At 71.8% G+C, this 22,759-nt stretch carries 25 protein-coding genes; 10 read left to right on the forward strand and 15 right to left on the reverse strand.

Features of this window, described 5'->3' with window-relative positions; all coding sequences use genetic code 11:
* Nucleotides 1-8 precede the first annotated feature (8 nt).
* Genes WFI00_RS12745 through WFI00_RS12755 form a run of 3 tightly spaced genes read left to right on the forward strand, consistent with a single transcriptional unit; the run spans nt 9 to nt 3,826 of the window.
* Nucleotides 9-1,274 (forward strand): MFS transporter, encoded by a 1,266-nt coding sequence (locus tag WFI00_RS12745; RefSeq protein ID WP_336633211.1) that lies wholly within the window; start codon nt 9-11, stop codon nt 1,272-1,274.
* 9 nt (nt 1,275-1,283) lie between these two features.
* Nucleotides 1,284-2,444 (forward strand): MalY/PatB family protein, encoded by a 1,161-nt coding sequence (locus WFI00_RS12750; protein WP_336633190.1) that lies wholly within the window; start codon nt 1,284-1,286, stop codon nt 2,442-2,444.
* Nucleotides 2,441-3,826 (forward strand): MFS transporter, encoded by a 1,386-nt coding sequence (locus WFI00_RS12755; RefSeq protein ID WP_336633189.1) that lies wholly within the window; start codon nt 2,441-2,443, stop codon nt 3,824-3,826. The genes WFI00_RS12750 and WFI00_RS12755 overlap by 4 nt, the downstream gene beginning before the upstream one ends.
* 21 nt (nt 3,827-3,847) lie before the next feature.
* On the opposite strand, the gene WFI00_RS12760 is transcribed toward WFI00_RS12755, so the two are convergent.
* From WFI00_RS12760 to WFI00_RS12785, 6 genes are all read right to left on the reverse strand, one after another.
* On the reverse strand, nt 3,848-4,768 hold the full coding sequence (locus tag WFI00_RS12760) for a siderophore-interacting protein (protein WP_336633188.1): 921 nt from the start codon (nt 4,766-4,768) through the stop codon (nt 3,848-3,850).
* Complete coding sequence (locus WFI00_RS12765; protein WP_336633187.1) at nt 4,765-5,625, reverse strand: ABC transporter ATP-binding protein; 861 nt, start codon at nt 5,623-5,625, stop codon at nt 4,765-4,767. Before WFI00_RS12765 ends, WFI00_RS12760 begins: the two co-directional genes overlap by 4 nt.
* Nucleotides 5,622-6,719, reverse strand: a complete 1,098-nt coding sequence (locus tag WFI00_RS12770; RefSeq protein WP_336633186.1) for a FecCD family ABC transporter permease — start codon at nt 6,717-6,719, stop codon at nt 5,622-5,624. Before WFI00_RS12770 ends, WFI00_RS12765 begins: the two co-directional genes overlap by 4 nt.
* Nucleotides 6,719-7,774 (reverse strand): FecCD family ABC transporter permease, encoded by a 1,056-nt coding sequence (locus tag WFI00_RS12775; RefSeq protein ID WP_336642366.1) that lies wholly within the window; start codon nt 7,772-7,774, stop codon nt 6,719-6,721. The genes WFI00_RS12770 and WFI00_RS12775 overlap by 1 nt, the downstream gene beginning before the upstream one ends.
* Nucleotides 7,771-8,796, reverse strand: coding sequence for an iron-siderophore ABC transporter substrate-binding protein (locus tag WFI00_RS12780; RefSeq protein ID WP_336633185.1), 1,026 nt, complete (start codon nt 8,794-8,796; stop codon nt 7,771-7,773). Before WFI00_RS12780 ends, WFI00_RS12775 begins: the two co-directional genes overlap by 4 nt.
* 191 nt (nt 8,797-8,987) lie before the next feature.
* Entirely contained in the window at nt 8,988-9,620 is a 633-nt protein-coding gene (locus WFI00_RS12785; RefSeq protein ID WP_336633184.1) for a biotin transporter BioY, read from the reverse strand.
* A 272-nt stretch (nt 9,621-9,892) separates the two neighbouring features.
* Between WFI00_RS12785 and WFI00_RS12790 the strand changes: the two genes are divergently transcribed.
* Entirely contained in the window at nt 9,893-11,491 is a 1,599-nt protein-coding gene (locus tag WFI00_RS12790; RefSeq protein ID WP_336633183.1) for an ABC-F family ATP-binding cassette domain-containing protein, read from the forward strand.
* Nucleotides 11,492-11,503: 12 nt separating this feature from the next.
* Here WFI00_RS12790 and WFI00_RS12795 read toward each other — a convergent pair whose 3' ends face one another.
* The 4 genes from WFI00_RS12795 to WFI00_RS12810 form a co-directional block, all read right to left on the reverse strand.
* Nucleotides 11,504-12,409: an SURF1 family cytochrome oxidase biogenesis protein gene (locus tag WFI00_RS12795; RefSeq protein ID WP_336633182.1), complete on the reverse strand. Its 906-nt coding sequence runs from the start codon at nt 12,407-12,409 to the stop codon at nt 11,504-11,506.
* Nucleotides 12,406-12,636 (reverse strand): hypothetical protein, encoded by a 231-nt coding sequence (locus WFI00_RS12800; RefSeq protein ID WP_336633181.1) that lies wholly within the window; start codon nt 12,634-12,636, stop codon nt 12,406-12,408. Before WFI00_RS12800 ends, WFI00_RS12795 begins: the two co-directional genes overlap by 4 nt.
* On the reverse strand, nt 12,633-12,995 hold the full coding sequence (locus WFI00_RS12805) for a DUF3099 domain-containing protein (protein ID WP_336633180.1): 363 nt from the start codon (nt 12,993-12,995) through the stop codon (nt 12,633-12,635). Before WFI00_RS12805 ends, WFI00_RS12800 begins: the two co-directional genes overlap by 4 nt.
* A gap of 61 nt (nt 12,996-13,056) precedes the next feature.
* On the reverse strand, nt 13,057-13,644 hold the full coding sequence (locus tag WFI00_RS12810; protein WP_336633179.1) for a DUF4190 domain-containing protein: 588 nt from the start codon (nt 13,642-13,644) through the stop codon (nt 13,057-13,059).
* Nucleotides 13,645-13,726: 82 nt separating this feature from the next.
* Here WFI00_RS12810 and WFI00_RS12815 point away from each other — a divergent pair, with 82 nt between their 5' ends.
* Entirely contained in the window at nt 13,727-14,437 is a 711-nt protein-coding gene (locus WFI00_RS12815) for a beta-ketoacyl-ACP reductase (protein ID WP_336633178.1), read from the forward strand.
* 52 nt (nt 14,438-14,489) lie between these two features.
* Here WFI00_RS12815 and serB read toward each other — a convergent pair whose 3' ends face one another.
* Together serB and glgC are read right to left on the reverse strand one after the other, a co-directional pair.
* Nucleotides 14,490-15,125: a phosphoserine phosphatase SerB gene (serB, locus tag WFI00_RS12820; protein WP_336633177.1), complete on the reverse strand. Its 636-nt coding sequence runs from the start codon at nt 15,123-15,125 to the stop codon at nt 14,490-14,492.
* 57 nt (nt 15,126-15,182) lie between these two features.
* Nucleotides 15,183-16,427 (reverse strand): glucose-1-phosphate adenylyltransferase, encoded by a 1,245-nt coding sequence (gene glgC / locus WFI00_RS12825; RefSeq protein WP_336633176.1) that lies wholly within the window; start codon nt 16,425-16,427, stop codon nt 15,183-15,185.
* 47 nt (nt 16,428-16,474) lie between these two features.
* Here glgC and glgA point away from each other — a divergent pair, with 47 nt between their 5' ends.
* The 3 genes from glgA (at nt 16,475) to WFI00_RS12840 (ending at nt 18,793) form a co-directional block, all read left to right on the forward strand.
* Complete coding sequence (gene glgA / locus WFI00_RS12830) at nt 16,475-17,668, forward strand: glycogen synthase (RefSeq protein WP_336633175.1); 1,194 nt, start codon at nt 16,475-16,477, stop codon at nt 17,666-17,668.
* 9 nt (nt 17,669-17,677) lie between these two features.
* A complete protein-coding gene (locus WFI00_RS12835) occupies nt 17,678-18,463 on the forward strand; it encodes an ABC transporter ATP-binding protein (RefSeq protein WP_336633174.1) in 786 nt (261 codons plus the stop codon).
* A gap of 78 nt (nt 18,464-18,541) precedes the next feature.
* Nucleotides 18,542-18,793, forward strand: a complete 252-nt coding sequence (locus WFI00_RS12840; RefSeq protein WP_336633173.1) for a type B 50S ribosomal protein L31 — start codon at nt 18,542-18,544, stop codon at nt 18,791-18,793.
* A 54-nt stretch (nt 18,794-18,847) separates the two neighbouring features.
* On the opposite strand, the gene WFI00_RS12845 is transcribed toward WFI00_RS12840, so the two are convergent.
* Nucleotides 18,848-19,666: an exonuclease domain-containing protein gene (locus tag WFI00_RS12845; RefSeq protein WP_336633172.1), complete on the reverse strand. Its 819-nt coding sequence runs from the start codon at nt 19,664-19,666 to the stop codon at nt 18,848-18,850.
* 66 nt (nt 19,667-19,732) lie between these two features.
* Between WFI00_RS12845 and WFI00_RS12850 the strand changes: the two genes are divergently transcribed.
* On the forward strand, nt 19,733-20,632 hold the full coding sequence (locus tag WFI00_RS12850) for an alpha/beta fold hydrolase (RefSeq protein ID WP_336633171.1): 900 nt from the start codon (nt 19,733-19,735) through the stop codon (nt 20,630-20,632).
* Here WFI00_RS12850 and WFI00_RS12855 read toward each other — a convergent pair.
* Nucleotides 20,592-21,152 (reverse strand): CGNR zinc finger domain-containing protein, encoded by a 561-nt coding sequence (locus tag WFI00_RS12855; protein ID WP_336633170.1) that lies wholly within the window; start codon nt 21,150-21,152, stop codon nt 20,592-20,594. The two genes, WFI00_RS12850 and WFI00_RS12855, sit on opposite strands and share 41 nt — an antisense overlap.
* A 92-nt stretch (nt 21,153-21,244) precedes the next feature.
* Between WFI00_RS12855 and WFI00_RS12860 the strand changes: the two genes are divergently transcribed.
* Nucleotides 21,245-22,303 carry a DMT family transporter gene (locus WFI00_RS12860; RefSeq protein ID WP_336633169.1) on the forward strand — a complete coding sequence of 353 codons (1,059 nt, stop codon included), beginning with the start codon at nt 21,245-21,247 and terminating at the stop codon, nt 22,301-22,303.
* Here the strand turns inward: WFI00_RS12860 and WFI00_RS12865 are convergent.
* Entirely contained in the window at nt 22,251-22,724 is a 474-nt protein-coding gene (locus WFI00_RS12865; protein ID WP_336633168.1) for an Lrp/AsnC family transcriptional regulator, read from the reverse strand. The two genes, WFI00_RS12860 and WFI00_RS12865, sit on opposite strands and share 53 nt — an antisense overlap.
* Between the last annotated feature and the right edge of the window lie 35 nt (nt 22,725-22,759).

Consider the following 22,759-nt stretch of genomic DNA (forward strand, 5'->3'; position numbering starts at 1 on the left):
CCGGCGCGCTGCGACGAGGTTCGGTCGGCACCCCGGCGGAGCCGGACGCGGCGGAGATCGGCGTCCTGCAGCGGCGCACGGTGCGTGTGCTCGCGGCCGGGCAGGTGCTCGGCGGCATCGCGTTCGGCGCCACCGTGTCGCTCGGCGCGCTGCTGGCCGCTGACCTGTCGGGCCAGGAGTCGCTGTCCGGTCTCGCGACGGCATCCGTGACCCTCGGGGCGGCGCTGTGCGCCATCCCGCTCGCCCGTCTCGCGGCACGTCACGGCCGGCGTCGCGCCCTCACGCTCGGCAACCTGTTCGCGCTCCTCGGCATCGCCGTCGTCATCGCGGCGGCGGCGTTGCGTCTGTTCCCGCTGCTGCTGGTCGGCGTGATCCTGATCGGCGCGGGCAACGCGGGCAACCTGCAGTCCCGGTTCGCGGCCACCGACCTGGCCGTCTCCGAGCGTCGCGGCCGCGATCTGGGTGTCGTCGTCTGGGCGACGACGGTGGGCGGCGTCGCCGGGCCCCTCCTCCTCACGCCCGGAGAGGCGCTGGGACGGGTCCTCGGGATGCCGCCCCTCACCGGGGCGTACGCCTTCTCGATCGTCGCGCAGCTCGCCGCGCTCGTCCTGTACCTGGCGGCGCTCAGACCCGATCCGCTCCTCGTCGCGCAACGGCTCGACCGCGCGGGCGAGGCCCGGCGCGACGGGATCGTCGAGGCCGACCGGCCCGTGGCCGCGCGCTACGCGATCTTCGCCGTCGCCGGCTCGCACGTCGTGATGGCGTCGGTCATGGCGATGACTCCCATCCATCTGGCGCACCTCGCCCCCGAGCACGTGACGCTCGTGGTCGGGACCACGATCGCCCTGCACGTGTTCGGCATGTACGGGCTGTCGCCGCTGTTCGGTCTGCTCGCCGACCGGGTGGGCCGGATCGCGACGATCCTCCTCGGGCAGGCTTTGCTCGCCGCGGCGCTCGTCCTCGCGGCCGTCGCCCCGGGGTCGCAGTGGGCTGTCCTGGTCGCGCTCTTCCTCCTGGGGGCGGGCTGGAGCGCGGCGACCGTGTCCGGTGCCGCACTGCTGACCGAGAGCTCGCGCACCGCCCTACGCCCGCGCAGGCAGGGGCTCAGCGACACCGTGATGACCTTCAGCGCGGCCGCGGGCGCCGTCCTGGCCGGCGTCGTGCTCGGCGCGGTCGGCTACGGCGGACTCGCCCTCGCGGCACTCGTGATCGTGGTGGCGGTGACGGTGACCGCGCCGTACGCGCGCGGTCCCGTGGCGGCCCCGCGTCGATAGGCTCGACGGGTGAGCACCGTCCCGTTGGAAGCCCTGCCCCTGGAGAATCTGCGTCGCCGGAGCAGCACGAAGTGGCGAACCCACCCGGCCGATGTCATCCCGATGTTCGTCGCCGAGACCGACTTCGCCCTCGCTCCCGCGATCACCGATGTGCTCGCCGCCGCCGTCGCGAACGGTGACACGGGATACACGCCCCCCGACCCCGGCGTGAGGCACGCGTTCGCCGGCTTCGCGTCGCGACGCTTCGGCTGGGCCGTGGACCCGGACCGCGTCCGCACGACCGCGGACGTCATGATGGGGGTCGTCGAGCTGCTGCGGGCGACCACCCGTCCGGGGGACCGCGTCGTGACCACACCCCCCGTCTATCCTCCGTTCGCCCTCTGCATCGAGGAGGCGGGCTGCGAGGTGGCACCGGTTCCGCTGCGCGACACGGGGTCGGCGTGGGAGCTCGACCTCGCCGGCATCGACCTCGCGCTGCGACAGGGTGCCCGAGCGGTGCTGCTGTGCAATCCGCACAACCCGACCGGGACGGTCCACTCCGCCGCCGCCCTCGCGGAGCTCGCCGCCATGGCCGAACGGCACGGCGCCGTCGTCATCAGCGACGAGATCCATGCGCCGCTCGTGCGCGACGGGGTGGCGTTCACACCCTTCCTCGCCGCGTCCGAGGCCGCCGCCGAGATCGGCTTCGCGGTCACGAGCGCGTCGAAGGCGTACAACCTCGCCGGTCTCAAGTGCGCCGTCATGGTGACGGCGTCGGACGGACCAGCCGCCGTCGTCCGCGGCCTCAGCCCGGAGGTCGAGTGGCGCACGGGGCTGTTGGGCGCGCTCGCGGCGGTGGCCGCGTTCGACGCGGCGTCCGACGAGTGGCTCGATGGACTGCGGGCCGCCCTGGCGCGCAACCGCGCGCTGCTCACCGGAGTGCTGGAGGAGCACCTGCCCCGGGCGCGCTACCGCGAGCCCGACGCGGGCTACCTCGCGTGGATCGACGTCTCCGCCTACGGCTGGGGCGACGACCCCGCGGTGACCCTCCTCGAGCGCGCGAGGGTCGCGCTGCACCACGGGCCGCTCTTCGGCCCGCAGGGCGTGGGCCACGTGCGACTGAACTTCGGCTGCGGCCCCGACGTGCTCACCGAGGCTGTCACCCGGCTCGGTGCGGCCGCGCGTCCGTGAGGCCCGCGGACTCCGACGAGGTGGCCGCGGAGACGACGACGGGGGTGTGGCATCCCCGGTACGTGTGGGTCACCCTCGGCGCCGTCGCCATGATCTTCCTCGCCGCCACCCAGGCGCTGGCGGTGACGACAGTGATGCCGCTCGTCAGCGACGACCTCGGGGGCGCCGGGCTGTACGCCGTCGCCTTCTCCGGCACGCTTGCGACGAGCGTCATCGGGATGGTCGCCGTCGGCGCCTGGTGCGACCGGACGACGCCGGTGCTCCCGCTCGCGACCGCCGTGGCGCTGTTCGTCGTGGGCCTCGTGATCGCCGGTGCCGCGCCCTCGATGGAGGTGCTCGTCCTCGGCCGGCTGCTGCAGGGCCTGGGTACCGGCGGGCAGACGGTGGCCCTGTACGTGGTCGTCGCCCGGGTCTATCCGCCCGTCCTCCACGGCCGGGTCTTCGCCGCCTTCTCGGCGGCGTGGGTGGTGCCCTCGATCGTCGGTCCTTTCCTCGCGGGTCTGGTCGCGGAGCAGCTCCACTGGCGCTGGGTGTTCCTGGGGGTCGCGATCCTCACCCTGGTCGCCTTCGCGGTGGTGTACCTGCGGCTGCACGGGATCGACCTGGCCACCGACGATCCGTCGCACGAGCCCGTCGGGGCCCGGCTGCTCCTCGCGTCTGTCGTGGCCGCCGGCGCCCTGGCGCTGAGCATCGCCGGCGGGTCCGGAGCGTGGACTCCGGCGGTCATCGTCGGAGCGCTGCTCGGGATCGTCCTCGCCGTCCGGCCGCTGCTCCCACCCGGAACGCTCCGCGCGCGGCGCGGTCTGCCGAGCGTCGTGCTGATGCGCGCCCTCATCGCGGGTGCGCTGTTCGGGGCAGAGATCTACATCCCGTATCTCCTGATCGACGACTACGGGTTCTCCGCCACCGCCGCCGGGCTCGGTCTCACCGCGGCGGCACTGCTCTGGGCGTCGGCGGCCGCGGTCCAGGGCCGCTACGGCGACCGGCTCGGCAACACGCGGATCACCCTGATCGGGTCCGCTCTGCTGCTGGCGGCGACGCTGGCCGCCGCCGCGACGGCCGCGTGGCACCTGGCGCCGGTCGCCGTCATCGCCGGCTGGGCGCTGGCGGGAGCGGGCATGGGGCTGATGTATCCCCGGCTGACGGTGCTGACCCTCGCCTACTCGACCCCGCAGAACCAGGGGTTCAACTCCTCGGCGCTGTCGATCTCCGACTCGATCGGGGCGGCGTCGTCGATCGCGGTGATGGGGCTGACGTTCGTCGCGCTCTCGGCGACCTCGGCCGGGTTCACCGCCGTCTTCCTCATCGCGGCCGGACTCGCGGTGCTCGCGGTCGTCCCGGGACTGCGGATGAGCGCGACCGCACCGGCGAGCGCGGGGTGACGTGTCCCGGTCGCGACCCCGTCACACCTCGGCGCGACCGAGACGCCAGTACCCCATGAACGCGACCGCTCGGCGGTCGACGCCGTGGTCCGTGACGAGGCGGCGGCGCAGCGTCTTGATCGCGCTCGCCTCGCCGGCGAGCCACGCGTACAGCGGCGCGCTCTTGAGGGCGGCGCCTCCCTTCGCGGTGCGAGGCACCTCCCACAGGATGTCCGTGTCGATGTCGATCTCCTCGACGTCCGCGCCCCGACCGGCCGGGACGAGCCGCGCCGCGGCATCCTCGACGGCGGCGACGAGGTGCGCATGGCGGGCGTCCGCAGTGCGCGCCGCCACGCGGTAGGCGAACCCCGGGTGGACGGGCAGGTAGTCGGCGTCGGCCGGGTCGGGCACCTCGAGGACGACGACGCCGCGTGCGTCGCGGGGGAGCTGTTCCAGGATGACGGCGATCGCGGGCGCGGCGGTCTCGTCCCCGGCGAGCACGATGTGGTCCGTGCGCGCGGGCGGCACGAAGTCGATGCCGTAGTTGACGCCCGTGTGGGCCGTGGTCGGACCGAAGATCAGCACCTCGTCGCCGATCCGCGCGCCGGCGATCCACGCCGACGCCGGGCCGAGGACGTCGTGGGAGACCATGTCGATGTCGACCTCCCGCGCCGAGCCGTCCACCTCGCGGACGGCGCGCGTCGTGTAGGTGCGGAACGGAGGCCGCGACGCCTCATCCATCTCGCGCCACTGCGTCCACCAGTCGTTCCCCGTCGGCATGTCGTCGATCGAGGTCTCCGCGGTGGGGAAGACGATCTTGATGCGCTGGTCGTACCCCGGGTCGCCGTAGTCGGCGAGGTCGTCGCCGCCGAACGTGAACCGTCGGAAGCTCGGAGTCACGTCGGTGATCGCGACCAGTCGTGCGCGGAAGAAGCGGCTCGCGGGTCGGTCCTGCGTCGTCATGCGGATGCTCCTGTCGTGGGGGCGGTCGGTGCGGTCGGAGATGCGGTGCGCGCCGCCGGGAGCACGCGGTGGCGTCCCCGGGGGAGGACGAGCGGGGTGCCCGAGACCGGATCGTCGATCACGACGGCGTCCAGGTCGAACACCTCCCGGACCAGTTCGCTGGTCACGACCGTGCGCGGCGCGCCCGCGGCCACGACGCGGCCCGCCCGCATCGCGAAGAGGTGGTCCGCGTACCGGGCGGCCAGATTGATGTCGTGCAGCACCATGACGATCGTGGTGCCGCGGGTCGCGTTCAGGTCCGTCAGCAGGTCGAGCACCTCGATCTGGTGGGATACGTCCAGGAACGTGGTCGGCTCGTCGAGCAGCAGGATGTCGGTCTCCTGGGCGAGGGCCATCGCGATCCACACGCGCTGGCGCTGTCCGCCGGACAGCTCGTCCACGGGACGGTCGGCGAGATCGATCACGCCCGTCGCCCGCAGCGCCTCGGTGACGGCGCGATCGTCGTCGGCCGTCCAGCTGCGGAACAGGCGCTGGTGCGGGTGCCGCCCCCGTCCGACGAGGTCGGCGACGGCGATGCCCTCGGGGGCGACCGGCTGCTGCGGCAGCAGGCCGAGGGTGCGCGCGAGCTCCTTGGTGGGGACCTCGCCGATCGGCCTGTCGTCGAGGACGACGGCGCCCGACTGCACGGGCACGAGCCGGGAGAGCGTCTTCAGCAGCGTCGACTTGCCGCAGGCGTTCGCGCCGACGATGACGCTGACGCGCCCCGCCGGGATCTCCACGTCGACGCCGTCGACGACGATGCTGCGCCCGTAGCCCGAGACGAGTCCTCGGGTGCGCAGCGAGTGGTGGCCGGTCATGCGGATCCTCCCCGGCGGCTGGTGCGGATGAGCAGGTACAGGAGGTAGGGCGCGCCGAGGATCCCCGTGATGACGCCGACGGGGAACTTCGTGTCGAAGGCGAACTGGCCGAGCAGGTCCGCCGTCAGCACGAGGCAGGCGCCCGTGAGCGCCGCCGGCAGCACCACCGGCGATCCGGCGCCCATGATCCGCGTCGCGATCGGGCCCGACAGGAACGCGACGAAGGCGATGGGTCCGGTGGTCGCGGTGGCGACGCACACCAGCGCGACGGCCGCGACGACCAGCAGGAGCCTCGTGCGGTCCACGCGGACGCCGAGCGAGCTGGCCGCGGCGTCCCCCAGCTCGAGGGCGCCGAGGTCGCGGGCGAGCACGAGCAGGAGCGGGATGAGCACGACGACCGAGACCGCAAGCGGCGGCACGTCCTCGAGCCTGGCCCCGTTGAGGCTCCCGCTCATCCAGCGGGCGGCCGCGGGGAGGTCCCACACGGCGGCGCGCAGGAGGAGGAAGCCGACGACCGCGTTGAGCATGGCGCCCACGCCGATGCCGATGAGGATGAGGCGGCCGCCGGTCGCCTCGCCGCCCCGGGCGGCCAGATAGATCACGAGCGCCGTCAGGATCCCCGCGGCCAAGGCGAGCGCCATCGTGGGGCCGCTCGCCCAGTGCAGGATCACGAGGGAGAGGACCGCGGCCGCGCTCGCTCCGGACGTGATGCCGATGACGTCCGGGCTCGCCAGCGGGTTGCGCAGCATCGTCTGGAAGGTCGCGCCCGCCGCGCCGAAGGCGAGACCGGCGAGCACGGCGGTGAGGGCGCGGGGGAGGCGGAGCGTCCCGACGGCGAAGGACGCGCCGGGCACATCCTGCCCGAGCAGGACGGCCACGACGTCGGACAGGGGATAGATCGTGTTCCCGAGGACCAGCATCGCGACGAAGAGCGCGACGATGAGCGCGCTGAGAACGCTCAGCGCGACGACGCGGCGACGGGCGCGACGGGCGCGCCCACTCCGGACGCGCGCGAGATCGGCGTCCGTGGGGTCGGGACGGGGCGGGGCGGGCTCGGTCGCATCCGCTGCCGTGCGTCCGGTCGCGATGAGCATCACAGCGCCTTCATCCGCGTCCGGCGGGCGATGACGATGAGCACCGGAGCTCCGAGGAAGGCCGTGATGATTCCGGCCTCGACCTCGCCGGGGGAGCCCAGGACGCGACCGAGCGTGTCGGCGAGGGTGAGCAGCACGGCACCGCCCAGCGCCGACAACGGCAGCTGCCATCGCTGGTCCGGCCCGGAGACCAGGCGGACCGCGTGGGGGACCATGAGCCCGACGAAGCCGATGGGCCCGGTGAGCGCCGTCACCGCGGCGCAGAGGGCGACGCCCGCGACGGCGGCGACGATCCGGACCCGGGTGACGTGGACGCCGAGTCCGACGGCGACGTCGTCCCCGAGCGCCAGAGCGTTCAGCGACGCGGCCGACAGCAGCGCGACGGCCGTCCCGAGGAGGAGCACCGGCACGATGACGGCCATCGTGTCCCACTCGGCGCGCGCGACGTTCCCGACCTGCCAGTAGCGGAACTCGTCCATGACGGCGCGGCGGGGGAGGAGGATCGCGGCGACGAGGGACGACAGCGCCGCCGTCGTCGCCGCGCCGGCCAGGGCGAGCTTGATCGGTGTCGTCCCGCCGGGGCCGACGGAGCCGACGAAGTACACGAAGACCGCGGTGAGGAAGGCGCCCACGAGAGCCATCGCGAGGTAGCCCCACGCGCTGGAGACGCCGAGGAAGGCGATCCCGACGACGACCGCCAGTGCGGCACCGGTGTTCACGCCGAGGATGCCGGGGTCGGCGAGCGGATTGCGCGTGATCGCCTGCATCAGGGCGCCGGACAGCGCGAGAGCCGCGCCCGCGAGGAGGGCGAGGACGGTGCGCGGGATCCGGCTCTGCACCGCGAGTGCGCCGATGTCGGTCGTCGTCTCTCCGCGCATCCAGCCGGCGAGGCCGTCGAGGACCTGGCCGGCATCGACGGGGCGCGACCCGAATGCGAGGGAGAGGACGATCGAGACGACGACGGCGGCTGCGCCGACGGCGAGCGCGACGAGGCGGCGCCGTGTGCCCACGGTGGTCGTGGGCACACGGCGCTCCGCCTCGGTGAGGACGGTCACTGGGCCTTCGCTGCGGCGTCCTTGAGGCGGGCGACGTAGTCGGTGAGTACCCACGGGATCGACAGCGCGGTCGGGCTGACGGCCGCGCTGAACGCGTCGCCGGAACCCACCGCGACGACGGCGCCGTTCTTGACGGCGGGAAGCGTGCTCCACAGCGGGTCCGCCTGCAGGGCCGGCAGCAGGTTCTCGTCGCCGTAGGTCACGATCACGTCGACGTCGGAGAGCTGGTCGGCGTTCTCCGCGCTGAAGTCGAGGTAGAAGGACCCCTTCTCGGCGGCGTCGACGGCGACCTTCGGCAGGTCGAAGCCCAGATCGTGCAGGAACGCCGTCCGGGCGTCCCCGCCCGTGTACAGGGACACCTTCGACAGGTCCGACGCGCTGGCGTAGAAGAAGGCCGCGGTCTTTCCGGCGAAGCCGGCATCCTTCGTCGCGTCGGCGATCTGTCCGTCGAGGTCGGAGACGAGCTTCTCGCCCTCTGCCTTGAGGCCCAGCGCTTCGGCGTTCAGGGTGATCTGGTCGCGCCAGGGGGTGAACCACGGGACGCCCGGATACGCGACGACGGGCGCGATCTTGCTCAGGGTGTCGTAGTCCGACTCGGTCAGGCCCGACTGGGCGGCGAGGACCACGTCGGGGCGCACATCCGAGATCCCCTCGAAGTCGATGCCGTCGGTGACGTCGAAGAGAGCGGGGGTCTCGCCCCCGAGCTCGGCGATCTTGTCGGTCGTCCACTCGTAGACGCCGGGCGCGGCGCTGCCGGTCCAGGCCCAGACCTGGGAGTCCATGCCGACGGGCACGACGCCCAGCGCGAGGGCGACGTCCTGGTTGCCCCACGAGATCGTCGCGACGCGCTCGGGCTTGCGTTCGATGGTGGTCTCACCCAGAGCGTGGGTGATCGTCACGGGGAAGGCGCCGTCGGCGGCCGTGGGTGCGGCGGTCGATCCGCCTCCGGTGGTTCCGGCGCAGCCGGTGAGCAGAAGGGCGCTTGCGGCGACGAGCGCGGCGGCGGTGCGGATGCGGGGCACGGGGTTCCTCCGTTTGCTGTGGGGTGTCCCAAGTAAGGGCAGGCTTACTTTACGTCGCCGACCCGCGCCCCTGTCAACTTCGCTGCAGCCCCCCTGAAGGTCATCCGCAACGACGCGAGACCGCGCGAATGCTCACGTTCACGCCCTGAAGCGTGGCATTCGCGCGGTCTCGCGGATGGGGGAGAGTGCGCTCAGGCGTCCTTCGTCCGGTCGGCGGCACGCACGGCCGCCCATGCGGCGGGGATCAGCACGGCGGCCAGCGCCGCCTTGACCAGACCGCCCACGATGAAGGGCCACAGGCCGAAGTCGAGGATCTGCGCGAACGCGTAGTCGCCGCCGCCCACGACGTTGAGGATGAGCGCCATGTACGGGATGCCGAAGGCGAACGGGATCGCGCTGGCGGCCACGAAGCCGACGAAGGCGAGCAGCGGCTTCCGGTCCCACGCGCGCTCGGCGAACCAGCCGGCGACGAAGGCGGCCACGACGAACCCGAGGATGAAGCCGAAGCTCGGCTTGGCCACGGCGGCGATCGAGCCGGTGAAGCCAGCGAAGACGGGGAGGCCCGCGAGGCCCGCTCCGAGGTAGGCGAGGAGGGCCGCGGCGCCGCGACGCGCGCCGAGGGCGGCGCCGACGACCACGACCGCGAGGGTCTGGCCCGTGATCGGCACCGGCCACAGCGGAACCTCGACCTGCGCGAGCGCGGCCACGAAGGCGGCACCGGCCGCCACGAGGGCGGCATCGAGGGCGAAGGCCCGCGCGCGACCCGTGGGTCGGGAGATGAGGTCGGCGAGGACGGGGCGGCGGGCCGGGACGGCGAGGGACATGGGGGCTCCTTGGCGATGTGTCGGTCGCGCGGTGCGCGATGAGCGGGGTACAGCCGCTCGGACGGACTCAGCCTAGGGGGACGGCGGCGGGAGTTCTTGGACGCCGTCCACTGAGGTTTGCTCCGGTCGTTGTGGAGGTCCCACCACCGCGCGGCGGAGGGCACGGCGAGCGACGGCGCCGCGACTCGTCGGACGCTCCGCCCGGGGCCGCTAGACTGGGGGGCTGGCCCGCATCCGGGCCGTTCCCACCCTTCGACGAACGGACGTCCGCTGTGCTCGCCGTGCACGACCTCGAGATCCGCGTGGGTGCCCGCACCCTCATGTCGGAAGTGTCCTTCCGCGTCTCGGACGGCGACAAGATCGGCCTGGTCGGACGCAACGGCGCCGGCAAGACGACCCTCACGAAGGTACTCGCGGGCGACCTCATCCCCGCCGACGGCAAGGTGGAGCGCTCCGGCGAACTGGGGTACCTGCCGCAGGACCCGCGCTCCGGCGACCCCGAGATGCTCGCCCGTACCCGCATCCTCGATGCCCGCGGGCTCGGCACCCTGGCTCTGCAGATGCACGAGGCCTCGCACGAGATGGGCGACGCCGACGAGAAGGTGGCGGCCAAGGCCATGCGTCGCTACGGCAACCTCATGGAGCGCTTCGAGGCGCTCGGGGGATATGCCGCCGAAGCCGAGGCCGCGTCGATCGCGCACAATCTCTCGCTCCCCGACCGCATCCTCGACCAGCCGCTGAAGACCCTTTCGGGCGGTCAGCGACGCCGTATCGAATTGGCGCGCATCCTGTTCTCGGATGCCCAGACGATGATCCTCGACGAGCCCACCAACCACCTCGACGCCGACAGCGTCATCTGGCTCCGCGAGTTCCTGAAGAACTACAAGGGCGGCCTCATCGTCATCAGCCACGACGTCGAGCTCGTCGGCGAGACCGTCAACCGCGTCTTCTACCTGGATGCCATGCGCCAGGTCATCGACGTGTACAACATGAACTGGAAGAACTACCTGCGCCAGCGGGTCGCCGATGAGGAGCGCCGCAAGAAGGAGCGCGCCAACATCGAGAAGAAGGCGACCGCGCTGCAGCTGCAGGCCGCGCGCTTCGGCGCCAAGGCCTCGAAGGCCGCCGCCGCGCACCAGATGGTCGCGCGTGCCGAGAAGATGCTGTCGGGCCTCGAGGAGGTGCGCCAGGAGGACCGTGTCGCCAAGCTCCGGTTCCCCAAGCCGGCGCCCTGCGGCAAGACGCCGCTCATGGCCAAGAACCTCTCGAAGTCGTACGGGTCGCTGGAGATCTTCACCGACGTCGACCTCGCGATCGACCGCGGCTCGAAGGTCGTCGTCCTCGGTCTCAACGGCGCGGGCAAGACGACGCTGCTGCGCATTCTGGCGGGCGTGGACGAGCCCGACACCGGCGTGCTCGAGCCCGGCCACGGGCTCAAGATCGGCTACTACGCGCAGGAGCACGAGAACCTGGACGTGCACCGTTCGGTGCTCGACAACATGATGTCCGCCGCCCCCGACATCACGGCCACCGAAGCGCGCAAGGTCCTCGGCTCGTTCCTGTTCACCGGCGACGACGTGCTGAAGCCTGCGGGTGTCCTCTCCGGCGGCGAGAAGACGCGTCTTTCGCTCGCGACGCTCGTGGTCTCCAGCGCGAACATGCTGCTGCTGGACGAGCCGACCAACAACCTCGACCCGGCGTCGCGTGAGGAGATCCTCGGTGCGCTCGCCCACTACGAGGGTGCCGTCGTCCTGGTGTCGCACGACTCCGGCGCGGTGCAGGCGCTCAACCCCGAACGGGTGCTCATCCTGCCCGACGGCGTCGAGGACATCTGGGGTCGCGACTACGTCGATCTCATCGAGCTCGCCTGAGCCCGCCCGGCCCTACCGCCGCCCGGCTTCGTCCAGGAGGGCGTCCTCCTCCTGCATGTCGCGGTCGCGCGGACGGCCGTCGCGGCGTGGGCGGCGTGCAGGCTCGACGGAGGCGGGCGGCGCAGCCGGCAGCGCGGGGTCGGCGCGCGTCGGCGCCTTCGCCGCGCTCTCGGCCGCGTCTTCCGCGTCCTCCCTGCGGTGGCGCAGCTCGGTGCGGATCATGTACCAGATGAACACGAAGCCCATCACGGCGAAGAGGATCCACTGGATCGCGTAGGAGAGGTGGGGGCCGGGATCCTCCGACGGCGACTCCAGCGGATTGGGTGCCGCCGCGGGCGCCGGGTCCTCCGTGACCATGAGCCCGTACGCGCCGTCGACCAGCTCGTCGATGCCGGTCGCCTCCGCGATCAGCGGGAGGTTGATGGTCGGAACCTGTCCTTCCGGTGCCGACTGCGTGGCGTTGCGCAGCACCTCGCCGGGCATGAGCCGCGCGACGACCGTCACCGTCCCGGAGGGGGGAGCGGGCACGTGGTCGGGGTCCGGCCGGTCGGCACCGGGCGGGAGCCAGCCGCGGTCGACGACGAGGACGGCGCCCGTGTCGACGCGGAAGGGCACGAGGACCTCGAACGCGGCGGTTCCCCCGTGCGCACGATTCCGGGCGAGCAGCGTGTGGTCGGTCAGGTACTGTCCCGTGACGAGCACCGGGCGCCACTGGTCCGCGGGATCCAGCGCGCCGTCCGGGCCGACGAGGTCGGCGAGCGGCACGGGGGCGGCGTCGTAGTTCGCGGCGATGAGCGTGAGCTGGCGCTCCCGCTCGGCGTTGCGGGTGAACTGCCAGTTCGACAGGAAGGCGCAGGCCACGGCGAAGGCGATCGCTACGGCGACCCACACGCTCCAGCGCACGGCCGTCCGGTTCATGCCGACGCCTCCTGCCCACGGGCGAGGGGCGCGGTGTCGACCGGGAAGTCGCGCGCGGCGAGGTAGTCGCGCAGGTAGTCGACGTGTGCGTCGCAGGCCGCCCAGACCTTCCGGCGATCCGCCGAGTGGATGCGCGGATTTCGCCAGATCACCTGCCACCTCGCGTCGGCGCGGCAGCCCGCGCGCGAGCACTGGGCGACGGGTGTCGGCGGGTCGGCGGGGCTCACGCGGGGTCCTCGTGCTCGGGCGCGGGGCGAGATTCCGTGATGCGGATCACGCCCGTCGGTGCGGGTCGGTCGGGAGGCGGAGCGGCATCGCGGGGCGCCTCGAGCGCACGCTCGGGGGGCACGGCTCGCGACGCCGGTGCCACCGCCACGTTGGCGATGACGACCGCGAGGTAGGGCAGGAAGATCGCGCCGATCGCGAACAGCCAGGTGTACCAGCTGTACGGCTGGACCACCACCATCAGCACGAAGCAGACGACACGGACGGTCATCATCGTGAAGTACTTCGTCATGCGCGTGTGGGCGTCGTCCCGCGGCGCACGCGGCAGCGACGTCGCGGACTGGGCGGAGGTCTTCTTCACGGTGCGTTCAGCCTACGCCGCCTCCGGCGCGAGGGCGCCCGTCCGGAGCGTCCGGAAAGGGTCAGGCGCCGTAGCGTCCCGACGATGCGGACGACCACACCCCGGCGAAGACGAGCAGGACGACGAAGGCGACGATGAGGGCGACCCCGGCCCAGCCGACGATGATGCCGGCGAGAGCCATCCCGCGGCCGCCCTCGCCCGTCCGGGCGATCTGTCGCAGGGCGAAGTGACCCATGATGGCGCCGATGAGCCCGCCCACGAAGGGGAGGATCCACACGAACCCGACGATCGAGAGGATCATCGAGGCGATCGCGAGGCCGTTGGTCTTCGGGGCCGCGTAGGCGCCGTAGCCGTACGGGGCGACGGGCGGGGCGCCGGGCGTGGTCTGCACCGGATACGAGGCGCCGTACGGCGACGGTGCGGCGTACGGCGATGCGGCCGGAGCGCCGTACGCGGGCGCCGGATAGGCGGGGGGAGCGTAGGCCGGAGGCTCGGGCGGGCTCGGATACGCCGCGGTGTCGTACGCGGGAGCCTGCGGTGCGACGTAGGGCGAGGCGTCGTACGCCGGCGGAACGGGGGGAACGGGGGGAACGGGCGGCACGTCGGGGGTGGAGGCGTCCTGCGGCGGCGTGTTGGTCGGATCGGTCACGGTGGCTCCTCTCGCCTGCCGTCAGCCTATCCGGATCGCCCCGCCGACTAGGCTGGGTGCCGTCCTCGAAGATCGGAGCAGCATGTCCAGCGAGAGAGTCGTCCTCGTCACCGGCGGGAACCGGGGCATCGGCCGCGCGATCGCGGAGCGGTTCGTCGCGGCCGGCTACCGGACGGCGGTGACGGCGCGCTCCGGTGAAGGCCCGGAAGGCACGCTGACCGTCCGCGCCGACGTCACGGATGCCGCGTCGCTGGACGCCGCCTTCGGCGAGGTGGAGCGCGAGCTCGGCCCCGTGGAGATCGTCGTCGCCAACGCCGGGATCACGAAGGACACGCTGCTGCTGCGGATGACGGAGGAGGACTTCGACTCGGTCGTCTCCACGAACCTGGGCGGCACCTTCCGCGTCGTCAAGCGTGCCTCGAAGGGGATGCTGCGTGCCAAGTGGGGACGGGTCATCCTCATCTCCAGCGTCGTCGGGCTCTACGGATCGCCCGGCCAGATCAACTACTCCTCCTCCAAGGCCGCGCTGGTCGGCTTCGCACGCTCGCTCACGCGCGAGCTCGGCGGACGCGGCATCACCGCGAACGTGGTCGCACCCGGGTTCATCGAGACCGACATGACGGCTGCGCTGCCCGATGAGACCCAGGCCGAGTACAAGCGCACCATCCCCGCCGGGCGCTTCGCGACCCCCGACGAGGTCGCCGGCGTCGTCACCTGGCTGGCGTCGGACGACGCCGCCTACATCTCGGGCGCGGTCATCCCCGTCGACGGCGGCCTCGGGATGGGCCACTGACGCGCGGACGCGGATGACGCCGCACGCGCGGTCGTCGCTCGCGCGGGCGCCGTCAGGGCAGGAGCGGCACGACCTCGCGCAAGTCCACGGGGCCGACGACGAGGTCGGCCTCGGCGCGGACGGCCGGCTTCGCGTTGAAGGCGAGCCCGAGGCCGGCGACGGCCATCATCCGCAGATCGTTCGCCCCGTCGCCGATCGCGATGGTCCGGGACTGCGGCACACCGAGCTCGGCGGCCCACGCGAGCAGCGACGCGGCCTTCGCCGCGGCGTCCACGATGTCGCCGTCCACGACGCCCGACAGGGCGCCCTCGGCCACGGCCAGCCGGTTCGCTCGCCAGCGGTCGACGCCGAGAGGCGGCGCGACGTGATCCAGGACCTCGTGGAAGCCGCCCGAGACGACGGCGGCGACGCCCCCGCGCTCGTGGATGGCGGCGATCAGCTCGGCGGCTCCGGCGGTGGGCTCGACACGCGCGCGCACGCGCTCGAACGACGTCAGCGGCACCCCCTCGAGGGCACGCACCCGCGACCGCAGGCTCGTCGCGAAATCGACCTCGCCGCGCATCGCGGCTTCGGTGGCCGCCGCGACTTCGGCACCGCGGCCGGCCTCGTCGGCGATCAGTTCGATCACCTCGTTGCGCAGAAGCGTGGAATCGGCATCGAAGACGGCGAGGAAGCGGGCGTCAGGCACGCGTCCAACCTACCGGTGTCGCCGACGGGTCCCTTCCACCCGCACGTTCCGCGGCGGTCAGCGGCTGACGCGTGCGTTCTTGCCGACGACGGTGATCCCGGTGTCGGTGACGGTGAAGCCGCGCGCCAGGTCGAGCGCGCGGTCCACGCCCACGGTGGCTCCCGGCTCGAGCACCACGTTCTTGTCGAGGATCGCCCGGTGCACGCGCGCCCCCGCCCCCACGTCGACGTGGTCGAACAGGACGGAGTCGGTGATGGTCGAGCCGCCGGCGGCCAGCGTCCAGGGCCCCACGACGGAGCGTTCCAGGTGCGTGCCGGACAGCACCGACCCGAGCGACACGATCGAATCGATCGCGTTGCCCATGCGTCCGACGCCGTCGCGCACGAACTTCGCGGGAGGCGAGTTCACGGCCTGGGAGTGGATCGGCCAGTCCATGTTGTACAGGTTGAAGACCGGCAGCGTGGAGATGAGATCCATGTGGGCGTCGAAGAACGAGTCGATCGTGCCCACGTCGCGCCAGTAGTCGCGGTCGCGATCGGTCGATCCAGGAACGTCGTTGCGCTTGAAGTCGTACACCGCCGCCTCGCCGCGACCGACGAAGTAGGGGATGATGTCGCCGCCCATGTCGTGATTCGATCCGGGCAGCTCGCCGTCCGCCTCGACGGCCGCGATGAGCGCGTCGGCGTCGAAGATGTAGTTGCCCATCGAGGCCAGGACCTCGTGCGGCGCGTCGACGAGACCGGTGGGGTTCTGCGGCTTCTCCAGGAACTCCCGGATGGTGACGTTGTCGGCGGGGTCGAGGTCGATCACGCCGAACTGGTTGGCGAGCGAGATCGGCTGGCGGATGCCCGCGACCGTCGCCTTCGCCCCCGACTCGATGTGCGCCTGCAGCATCTGGTCGAAGTCCATGCGGTAGACGTGGTCCGCACCGATGACCATCACGATGTCCGGCTTCTCGTCCTGGATCAGGTTGAGCGACTGCAGGATCGCGTCCGCCGAGCCGGAGAACCATCGCTTTCCGAGTCGCTGCTGCGCCGGCACCGAGGCGACGTAGGAGTTCAGCAACGCCGACATCCGCCAGGTCTGCGAGATGTGGCGGTCGAGGCTGTGCGACTTGTACTGCGTGAGCACCACGATCTGGCGAAGGCCCGAGTTGATCAGGTTGGAGATCGCGAAGTCGATCAGTCGGTACTGGCCGCCGAACGGAACGGCGGGTTTGGCGCGATCCACGGTGAGGGGCATCAGTCGCTTCCCCTCGCCCCCGGCGAGGACGATTCCGAAGACCTTTGGTGCTGCTGGCATGGCCCCACACTATGCCCCCCGCGCGCCGTTGTACTAGCGTTCCCGACATGCGCGTCGACATTGTCACCAAGGAGTATCCGCCGGAGATCTACGGGGGTGCCGGTGTGCACGTGACCGAGCTCGTCCGGGCGCTGCGCGGCGCCGTCGAGGTGCAGGTGCGCGCCTTCGGCGAGGGACGCGACGAGGCGGACACGACCTCGTACGGCGTGCCCGCCGAGCTGTCCGCGGCGAACCCCGCGGTGCAGACCCTCGGCGTGGACCTCGAGATCGTCGGCGACGTGGCGGGGGCGGACGTCGTCCACTCGCACACGTGGTACGCGAACTTCGCGGGCCACCTCTCCTCGCTGCTGCACGGGATCCCGCACGTCATCACCGCCCACTCGCTGGAGCCGCTGCGTCCGTGGAAGGCCGAGCAGCTGGGCGGCGGATACGCGGTGTCGAGCTACATCGAGAAGACGGCCTACGAGCACGCGGCGGCGGTCGTGGCCGTCAGCGAGGGGATGCGCCGTGACATCCTGCGCAGCTATCCGGACCTCGATCCCGACAAGGTGCGCGTGATCTACAACGGCATCGACGTCGAGTCCTGGCATCCGCGGGAGGACCACGCGCTGCTCGAGCGTCACGGCATCGACCCGAATCGTCCCTCGGTCGTCTTCGTCGGTCGGATCACGCGTCAGAAGGGCCTGCCGTACTTCCTCCGTGCCGCGGCCCAGCTGCCTCCCGAGGTGCAGGTCGTGCTGTGCGCCGGCGCGCCGGACACACCGCAGATCATGGCCGAGGTGGAGGGGCTCGTGCGGGAGCTGCAGTCGACCCGGGACGGGGTCGTCTGGATCGACGAGTTCCTGCCGCGCCCCGACCTGTGCGCGATCCTGACATCCGCGACGACGTTCGTGTGCCCGAGCATCTACGAACCGCTCGGCATCGTGAACCTGGAGGCGATGGCCTGCGGCGCCGCCGTGGTCGGCACGGCGACCGGCGGCATTCCCGAGGTCGTGGTGGACGGGGTGACGGGACGGCTCGTGCCGATCGAGCAGGTGCAGGACGGCACCGGTACGCCGATCGACCCCGACCGCTTCGTGGCGGACCTCGCGTCGACCCTCACCGAGGTGGTCTCCGACCCGGCGCGGGCGCGGGAGTACGGGATCGCCGGCCGGAAGCGGGCCGCGGAGGACTTCAGCTGGCAGGCGATCGCCGACGCCACGGAGGCGCTCTACCGCGAGGTGACCGGCGCGGCCCGATAGGCTGGACGCATGGCCCAGGTGCTCGAGTTCAGCGACGTCGTCGTCCGTCGGAACGCCCGCAACATCGTCGATCACCTGGACTGGTCGGTGGGCGACGAGGACCGGTGGGTGATCCTCGGACCGAACGGCGCGGGCAAGACGACGCTGCTGCAGCTCGCGGCGACGCTCCTGCACCCCACCTCGGGCACGGTGACGATCCTCGACGAGCAGCTGGGTCGCACCGACGTGTTCGACCTGCGCCCGCGCATCGGCTTCGCCTCGTCGGCGATGGCGCGGCGCGTCCCCCCGGAGGAGACGGTGCTCGACGTCGTGCTCACGGCGGCCTTCGCGGTGCTGGGACGCTGGAACGAGACCTACGAGACGATCGACGAGAAGCGCGCGCGGCGGGTGCTGGCGGAGTGGAAGCTCGATCACCTCGCCGACCGCACCTTCGGGACGCTGTCGGACGGAGAGCAGAAGCGCGTGCAGATCGCGCGGGCGGTCATGACCGATCCGGAGCTGCTGCTGCTGGACGAGCCGACCGCGAGCCTGGACCTCGGCGCACGTGAGGAACTGCTCGGGCTTCTGAGCGGATACGCGCAGGCGCCGACCACGCCGGCCATGGTGATGGTCACGCACCACGTCGAGGAGATCCCCGTCGGGTTCACCCACGTCCTGCTCATCCGCGACGGCGGCGTCGTCGCGGCGGGCCCGATCGATCGGACGCTCACGGCGGAAAACCTGTCTGCCACCTTCGGGATGCCCATCGCGCTGAGCTCGGACGGCGGCCGGTTCGCCGCACGGGCGAGCGCCTGATAGAATCGTCCGTTGGTGCACTCGCACCCCAGACTTCCCTCGTCCTGGCAAAATCCAGGACATCACGTAAGGAACCCCATGAAGACTGACATCCACCCCGAGTACCAGGCGGTCGTGTTCCGCGACCTCGGCTCCGGCGACACGTTCCTGACCCGTTCGACGGTCACGAGCGACAAGACGATCGAGCTCGACGGCGTCACGTACCCCGTCATCGACGTCGAGATCTCCTCGGCCTCGCACCCGTTCTACACGGGCAAGCAGCGCATCATGGACTCGGCCGGTCGCGTCGAGAAGTTCAACCAGCGCTTCAAGAACTTCGGCGGCAAGTAAGCAGCCTTCTCCTCGAGAGCCCCGCTTCGGCGGGGCTCTCGTCGTCGGTGGGGCTCAGCGGATGGGCCAGCTGCCGTCGAGCGCGTCCGCCGGGTCGATCCTGCCGATGCGGATGAAGTACTCGGTGAGACTCTCCGCCTGTGAGCGCGCCCAGCCGATCTGCTGCTCGTGCAGCCGGTCGAGCGGGCCGTCGATGCCGTGACGACGCACCAGCGCCTGCGCGAGGCGCCCGGCGGCGATCGCATCCGCGGCGGCGTCGTGTGCTCCCACGAGGGGCACGGCGTAGTGCGCGGCCACGACCTCGAGCGTGCGCTTGCCCTTGCGATACCGGTCGTGCTCCTTGTCGAGCACGAGGGGGTCGATCACGGGCGCGGGATCGCTCAGGGGATCGATGCCGTGTCGCAGGGCCTCGTGCTTGAGCAGGGAGAAGTCGTAGGGCGCGTTGTAGGCGACCACGGGGATGCCGCGCGCGAAGAGCTCCCTCAGCGCGTCGACGATCTCCGCGACCACGTGCGCGGCCGGGCGGCCGTGCGCACGCGCGTGGGCGGTCGTGATGCCGTGCACCGCGGTCGCTCCGTCGGGGATCTCGACCCCCGGGTCCGCCAGCCAGGACCGTGCGGCCAGTGCCGTCCCGTCGGGACCGAGCAGGCCGACGTGCGCCGTGACGACGCGATCGCGTGACACGTCGACCCCCGTCGTCTCCAGATCGAACACTCCGACGGTGTCGGCCCAGTGTCTCCCACGCGCCGGCGGTGCCTCACGCACCGGGAGGGCACCCTGCACCGGGGGAGGGCTCGCCTCGACGAGCGCGGGGGCGACGTCGCCCTCATCCGTCGGATCCTCCCAGAGGGGAACGGCCTGCCACTGCTGCATGCCTCCGACGGTATGACGAACCGCCGACAGCGGATGGTCGCCACGCGGGACTCGTAGACTCGGGGGATGACCGTGCTCTCCCCGTACGCCGAGCGGCTGGCGCGGATCCCCGTCGAGCGGCGCCACGTCGACGTCTGCGGCGGCTCCACCGCCTACTGGGTCTATGGGGACGATTCCGCCGCCACGACGCTCGTCCTCGCCCACGGCTATCGCGGCGACCACCACGGGCTCGAGCCCGTCGTGGCGCACCTGGACGGCATCCGCATCATCGCCCCCGACCTGCCCGGCTTCGGCGAGACGCCGCCTCTGCCCGGCCTGACGCATTCCATCGACGCCTACGCGCAGTGGCTGACCGCGTTCGCGTCCGCCGTCGCCCCCGGCGCGCCCCTGCTCGGGCACTCGTTCGGCTCGATCGTCGTGGCCGCAGCCGTCGCCGGCGGGCTCGCCACGCCGCGGGTCATCCTGGTCAACCCGATCGGCGCGCCGGCGCTCGAGGGCCCCCGCGGCATCCTGACGCGACTGGCCGTCTTCTACTACTGGGCGGGAGCGAAGCTGCCGCGCCGCCTCGGCGACGCGCTCCTGCGCAACCGGCTGATCGTGCGGGTGATGAGCATCTCGATGGCGAAGACACGCGACCCGGCGCTGCGCGCGTTCATCCACGACCAGCACGACCGCTACTTCTCGCTGTTCGGCGACCGCGACGTGCTGCACGAGGGCTTCGTCGCGTCCGTGTCCAACGACGTGCGGCGGTTCGCCGAGTCGATCCCTGTCCCCACTCTCCTCATCGCGGCGGAGAAGGACGACATCACGCCGATCGAGGCCGAGCGGCATCTGCAGACGCTGTTCCCCGACGCCGAACTGGTGGAGATCGCGGGGGTCGGACACCTCATCCACTACGAGACGCCGCGTGAGGCGGCATCCCACATCACTCGCTTTCTGCGGCCTTCCGCCGACGGTAGGCGATGACGTTCATGCGGTTGCCGCAGTTGCCGGTGTCGCAGTAGAGCTTCGAGCCGTTCTTCGAGAAGTCGACGTACACCGAGGCGCAGTCGTCCGCGGCGCAGATGCGGACCCGGTTCCACTGATCCGCGCGGATGACGTCGACGAACGCCATCGCCGCCTCCACGAGCATGCGCGTGGACAGGGGGGCGTCGGGTTCCGTCGCGTGGATGTGCCAGTCGAACCCGTCGTGGATGACCAGCTGGGGGAGCGCGCGACCGTCGCGCAGCATGGCGTTCACGAGGGGGACGGCGTTCTCACGGTCGACGTCCCACAGGGCGCGCAGGCGATCGCGGTTGGCTCGCACGGCGTCCAGTTCCGCACCGTCGCGGTGGATCGTCCCGGTGTACGCGAACTCCCGGAGATACGCGTCGATGTCGGCCTGCGTGACGAGGCGATCGACCCCCTCGGAGTCGGTGCCGGGCAGGGTGTTCACCAGCGCCGCGGCGGCGCGCAGCGACACTTCCGTGTCATGGATGAATACCACCTTGACTCCTGACTCGCGTGGGCACTACCGTCACCAGTGTAAACATCGATCACCCCTGACAGCCCGCTGTCGTGCCCCGTGGAGGACCGCCGGTGACGCAGACCGCCCCGCTTCGGATCGTCGTACCGGAACCCGCGGCGCACCCCGTCGTCCGTCGTCGTCGCACGAGCTCCCCGCGCGCCCACGCGGGCGCGGACCGGCGGGCCGGCGGCGTCGTCCTTGCGGTCGTCTCCGCGCTCGCCTTCTCCTCCAGCGGCCCGCTCGTCAAGCCGCTGCTGGAGGCGGGATGGTCGCTGTCGGCGGCCCTCCTGGTCCGGATGGGGCTCGCGGGTCTGGTCCTGGCGCCCGCCCTGATCCGCGCCGTGCACCGTGAACGCTCCTTCCTCCGCCGTCACGGACGATCCCTCCTCGTCTTCGGCCTCGTGCCGGTCGCCGGATGCCAGCTGCTCTTCTTCTCCGCGATGCAGAGGATGCCCGTCGCCGTCGCCCTGCTGATCCAGTACCTCGCGCCGGTCCTGCTCGTCGTGTTCGTCTGGGCGCGGACGCGGCGGGCGCCGTCCCGTCTCGTGCTCGTCGGCTCCGTGGTGGCGATCGTCGGGCTCGTCCTAGTCGTCGACGTCTCCGGCGCCCGGTTCGACCTGCTGGGCGCGCTGTTGGCGCTCGGCGCCGCCGTCACCGTCTGCGTCTACTTCGTGATGAGCGAGCGCACGGGCGACGACCTGCCGCCGCTGGCGCTCGCATCCGGCGGTCTCCTCGTCGGCGCGGTCACGATGGGACTCGTCGCGGCGGTCGGCCTCATCCCGTTCGCCGCACCGCAGGTGACGCTCTCCTTCCGCGGGATCGACGTCCCCGGCATCCTGTCGATCCTGTGGGTCGGTGCGGTCGGGACGACCCTCGGCTATGCGTTCGGCGTGATGGCGGTGCCGCGCACCGGATCGCGTCTGGCATCCTTCATCGGGTTGAGCGAGGTGCTCTTCGCACTGGGCTTCGCCTGGCTGCTGCTGGGGGAGACGCCCTCGACGATCCAGTTCGTCGGGGGAGCGGTACTCCTGGCGGGGGTCGTGCTGGTCCGTCTGGATGCCGGCCAGGAGCCGGTCGTCACTGCTCCCGTCGAGCCGATTCCAGGATCGGTCGGACCCGGTATCCGATGACCTCGCCCATGACGAGCGAGGTCTCCGTCCTCTCGACGCCCTCGATCGCCAGGATGCGGGCGTCGACGTCGAAGAGGTGCTGCGTGTCGCGCGCGGCGACCCGCACGAGCAGATCGACCTGGCCGCTCATGCCGTGAGCCTGGATCACCTCGGGGATGGCGGCGATCTCCGACGTGATGCGCGGGATCTCCGCCTGCCGGACGATGACGCTCACCATCGCCTCGATCGGGAGCCCCAGGGCGGCAGGCGACATCGCCCGCTCGAACGACTGGAAGACGCCGGAGCGCTCGAGGCGGGCCATCCGGGCCTGCACGGTGTTCCGAGAGAGTCCGAGTCTGTCGGCGAGGGCGACGACGGTCGCCCGATGGTCGTCGGCGAGGGCGCTGAGCAGCTCCAGGTCGACGCGGTCGAGGGATCCCATAGTGCACAACCCTAGCAGGCGGTTCTTGCGTACTC

It is taken from the genome of Microbacterium sp. MMO-56, assembly GCF_037146215.1.
Taxonomy (GTDB): Bacteria; Actinomycetota; Actinomycetes; order Actinomycetales; family Microbacteriaceae; genus Microbacterium.

What these genes read in the sequence shown, in the direction of transcription:
- WFI00_RS12760 (WP_336633188.1), bottom strand. Translation starts at nt 4,768, where the DNA reads ATGACGACGCAGGACCGACCCGCGAGCCGCTTCTTCCGCGCACGACTG.
- WFI00_RS12765 (WP_336633187.1), bottom strand. Translation starts at nt 5,625, where the DNA reads ATGACCGGCCACCACTCGCTGCGCACCCGAGGACTCGTCTCGGGCTAC.
- WFI00_RS12770 (WP_336633186.1), bottom strand. Translation starts at nt 6,719, where the DNA reads ATGCTCATCGCGACCGGACGCACGGCAGCGGATGCGACCGAGCCCGCC.
- WFI00_RS12785 (WP_336633184.1), bottom strand. Translation starts at nt 9,620, where the DNA reads ATGTCCCTCGCCGTCCCGGCCCGCCGCCCCGTCCTCGCCGACCTCATC.
- WFI00_RS12795 (WP_336633182.1), bottom strand. Translation starts at nt 12,409, where the DNA reads ATGAACCGGACGGCCGTGCGCTGGAGCGTGTGGGTCGCCGTAGCGATC.
- WFI00_RS12815 (WP_336633178.1), top strand. Translation starts at nt 13,727, where the DNA reads ATGTCCAGCGAGAGAGTCGTCCTCGTCACCGGCGGGAACCGGGGCATC.
- glgC (WP_336633176.1), bottom strand. Translation starts at nt 16,427, where the DNA reads ATGCCAGCAGCACCAAAGGTCTTCGGAATCGTCCTCGCCGGGGGCGAG.
- glgA (WP_336633175.1), top strand. Translation starts at nt 16,475, where the DNA reads ATGCGCGTCGACATTGTCACCAAGGAGTATCCGCCGGAGATCTACGGG.
- WFI00_RS12835 (WP_336633174.1), top strand. Translation starts at nt 17,678, where the DNA reads ATGGCCCAGGTGCTCGAGTTCAGCGACGTCGTCGTCCGTCGGAACGCC.
- WFI00_RS12840 (WP_336633173.1), top strand. Translation starts at nt 18,542, where the DNA reads ATGAAGACTGACATCCACCCCGAGTACCAGGCGGTCGTGTTCCGCGAC.
- WFI00_RS12845 (WP_336633172.1), bottom strand. Translation starts at nt 19,666, where the DNA reads ATGCAGCAGTGGCAGGCCGTTCCCCTCTGGGAGGATCCGACGGATGAG.
- WFI00_RS12850 (WP_336633171.1), top strand. Translation starts at nt 19,733, where the DNA reads ATGACCGTGCTCTCCCCGTACGCCGAGCGGCTGGCGCGGATCCCCGTC.
- WFI00_RS12865 (WP_336633168.1), bottom strand. Translation starts at nt 22,724, where the DNA reads ATGGGATCCCTCGACCGCGTCGACCTGGAGCTGCTCAGCGCCCTCGCC.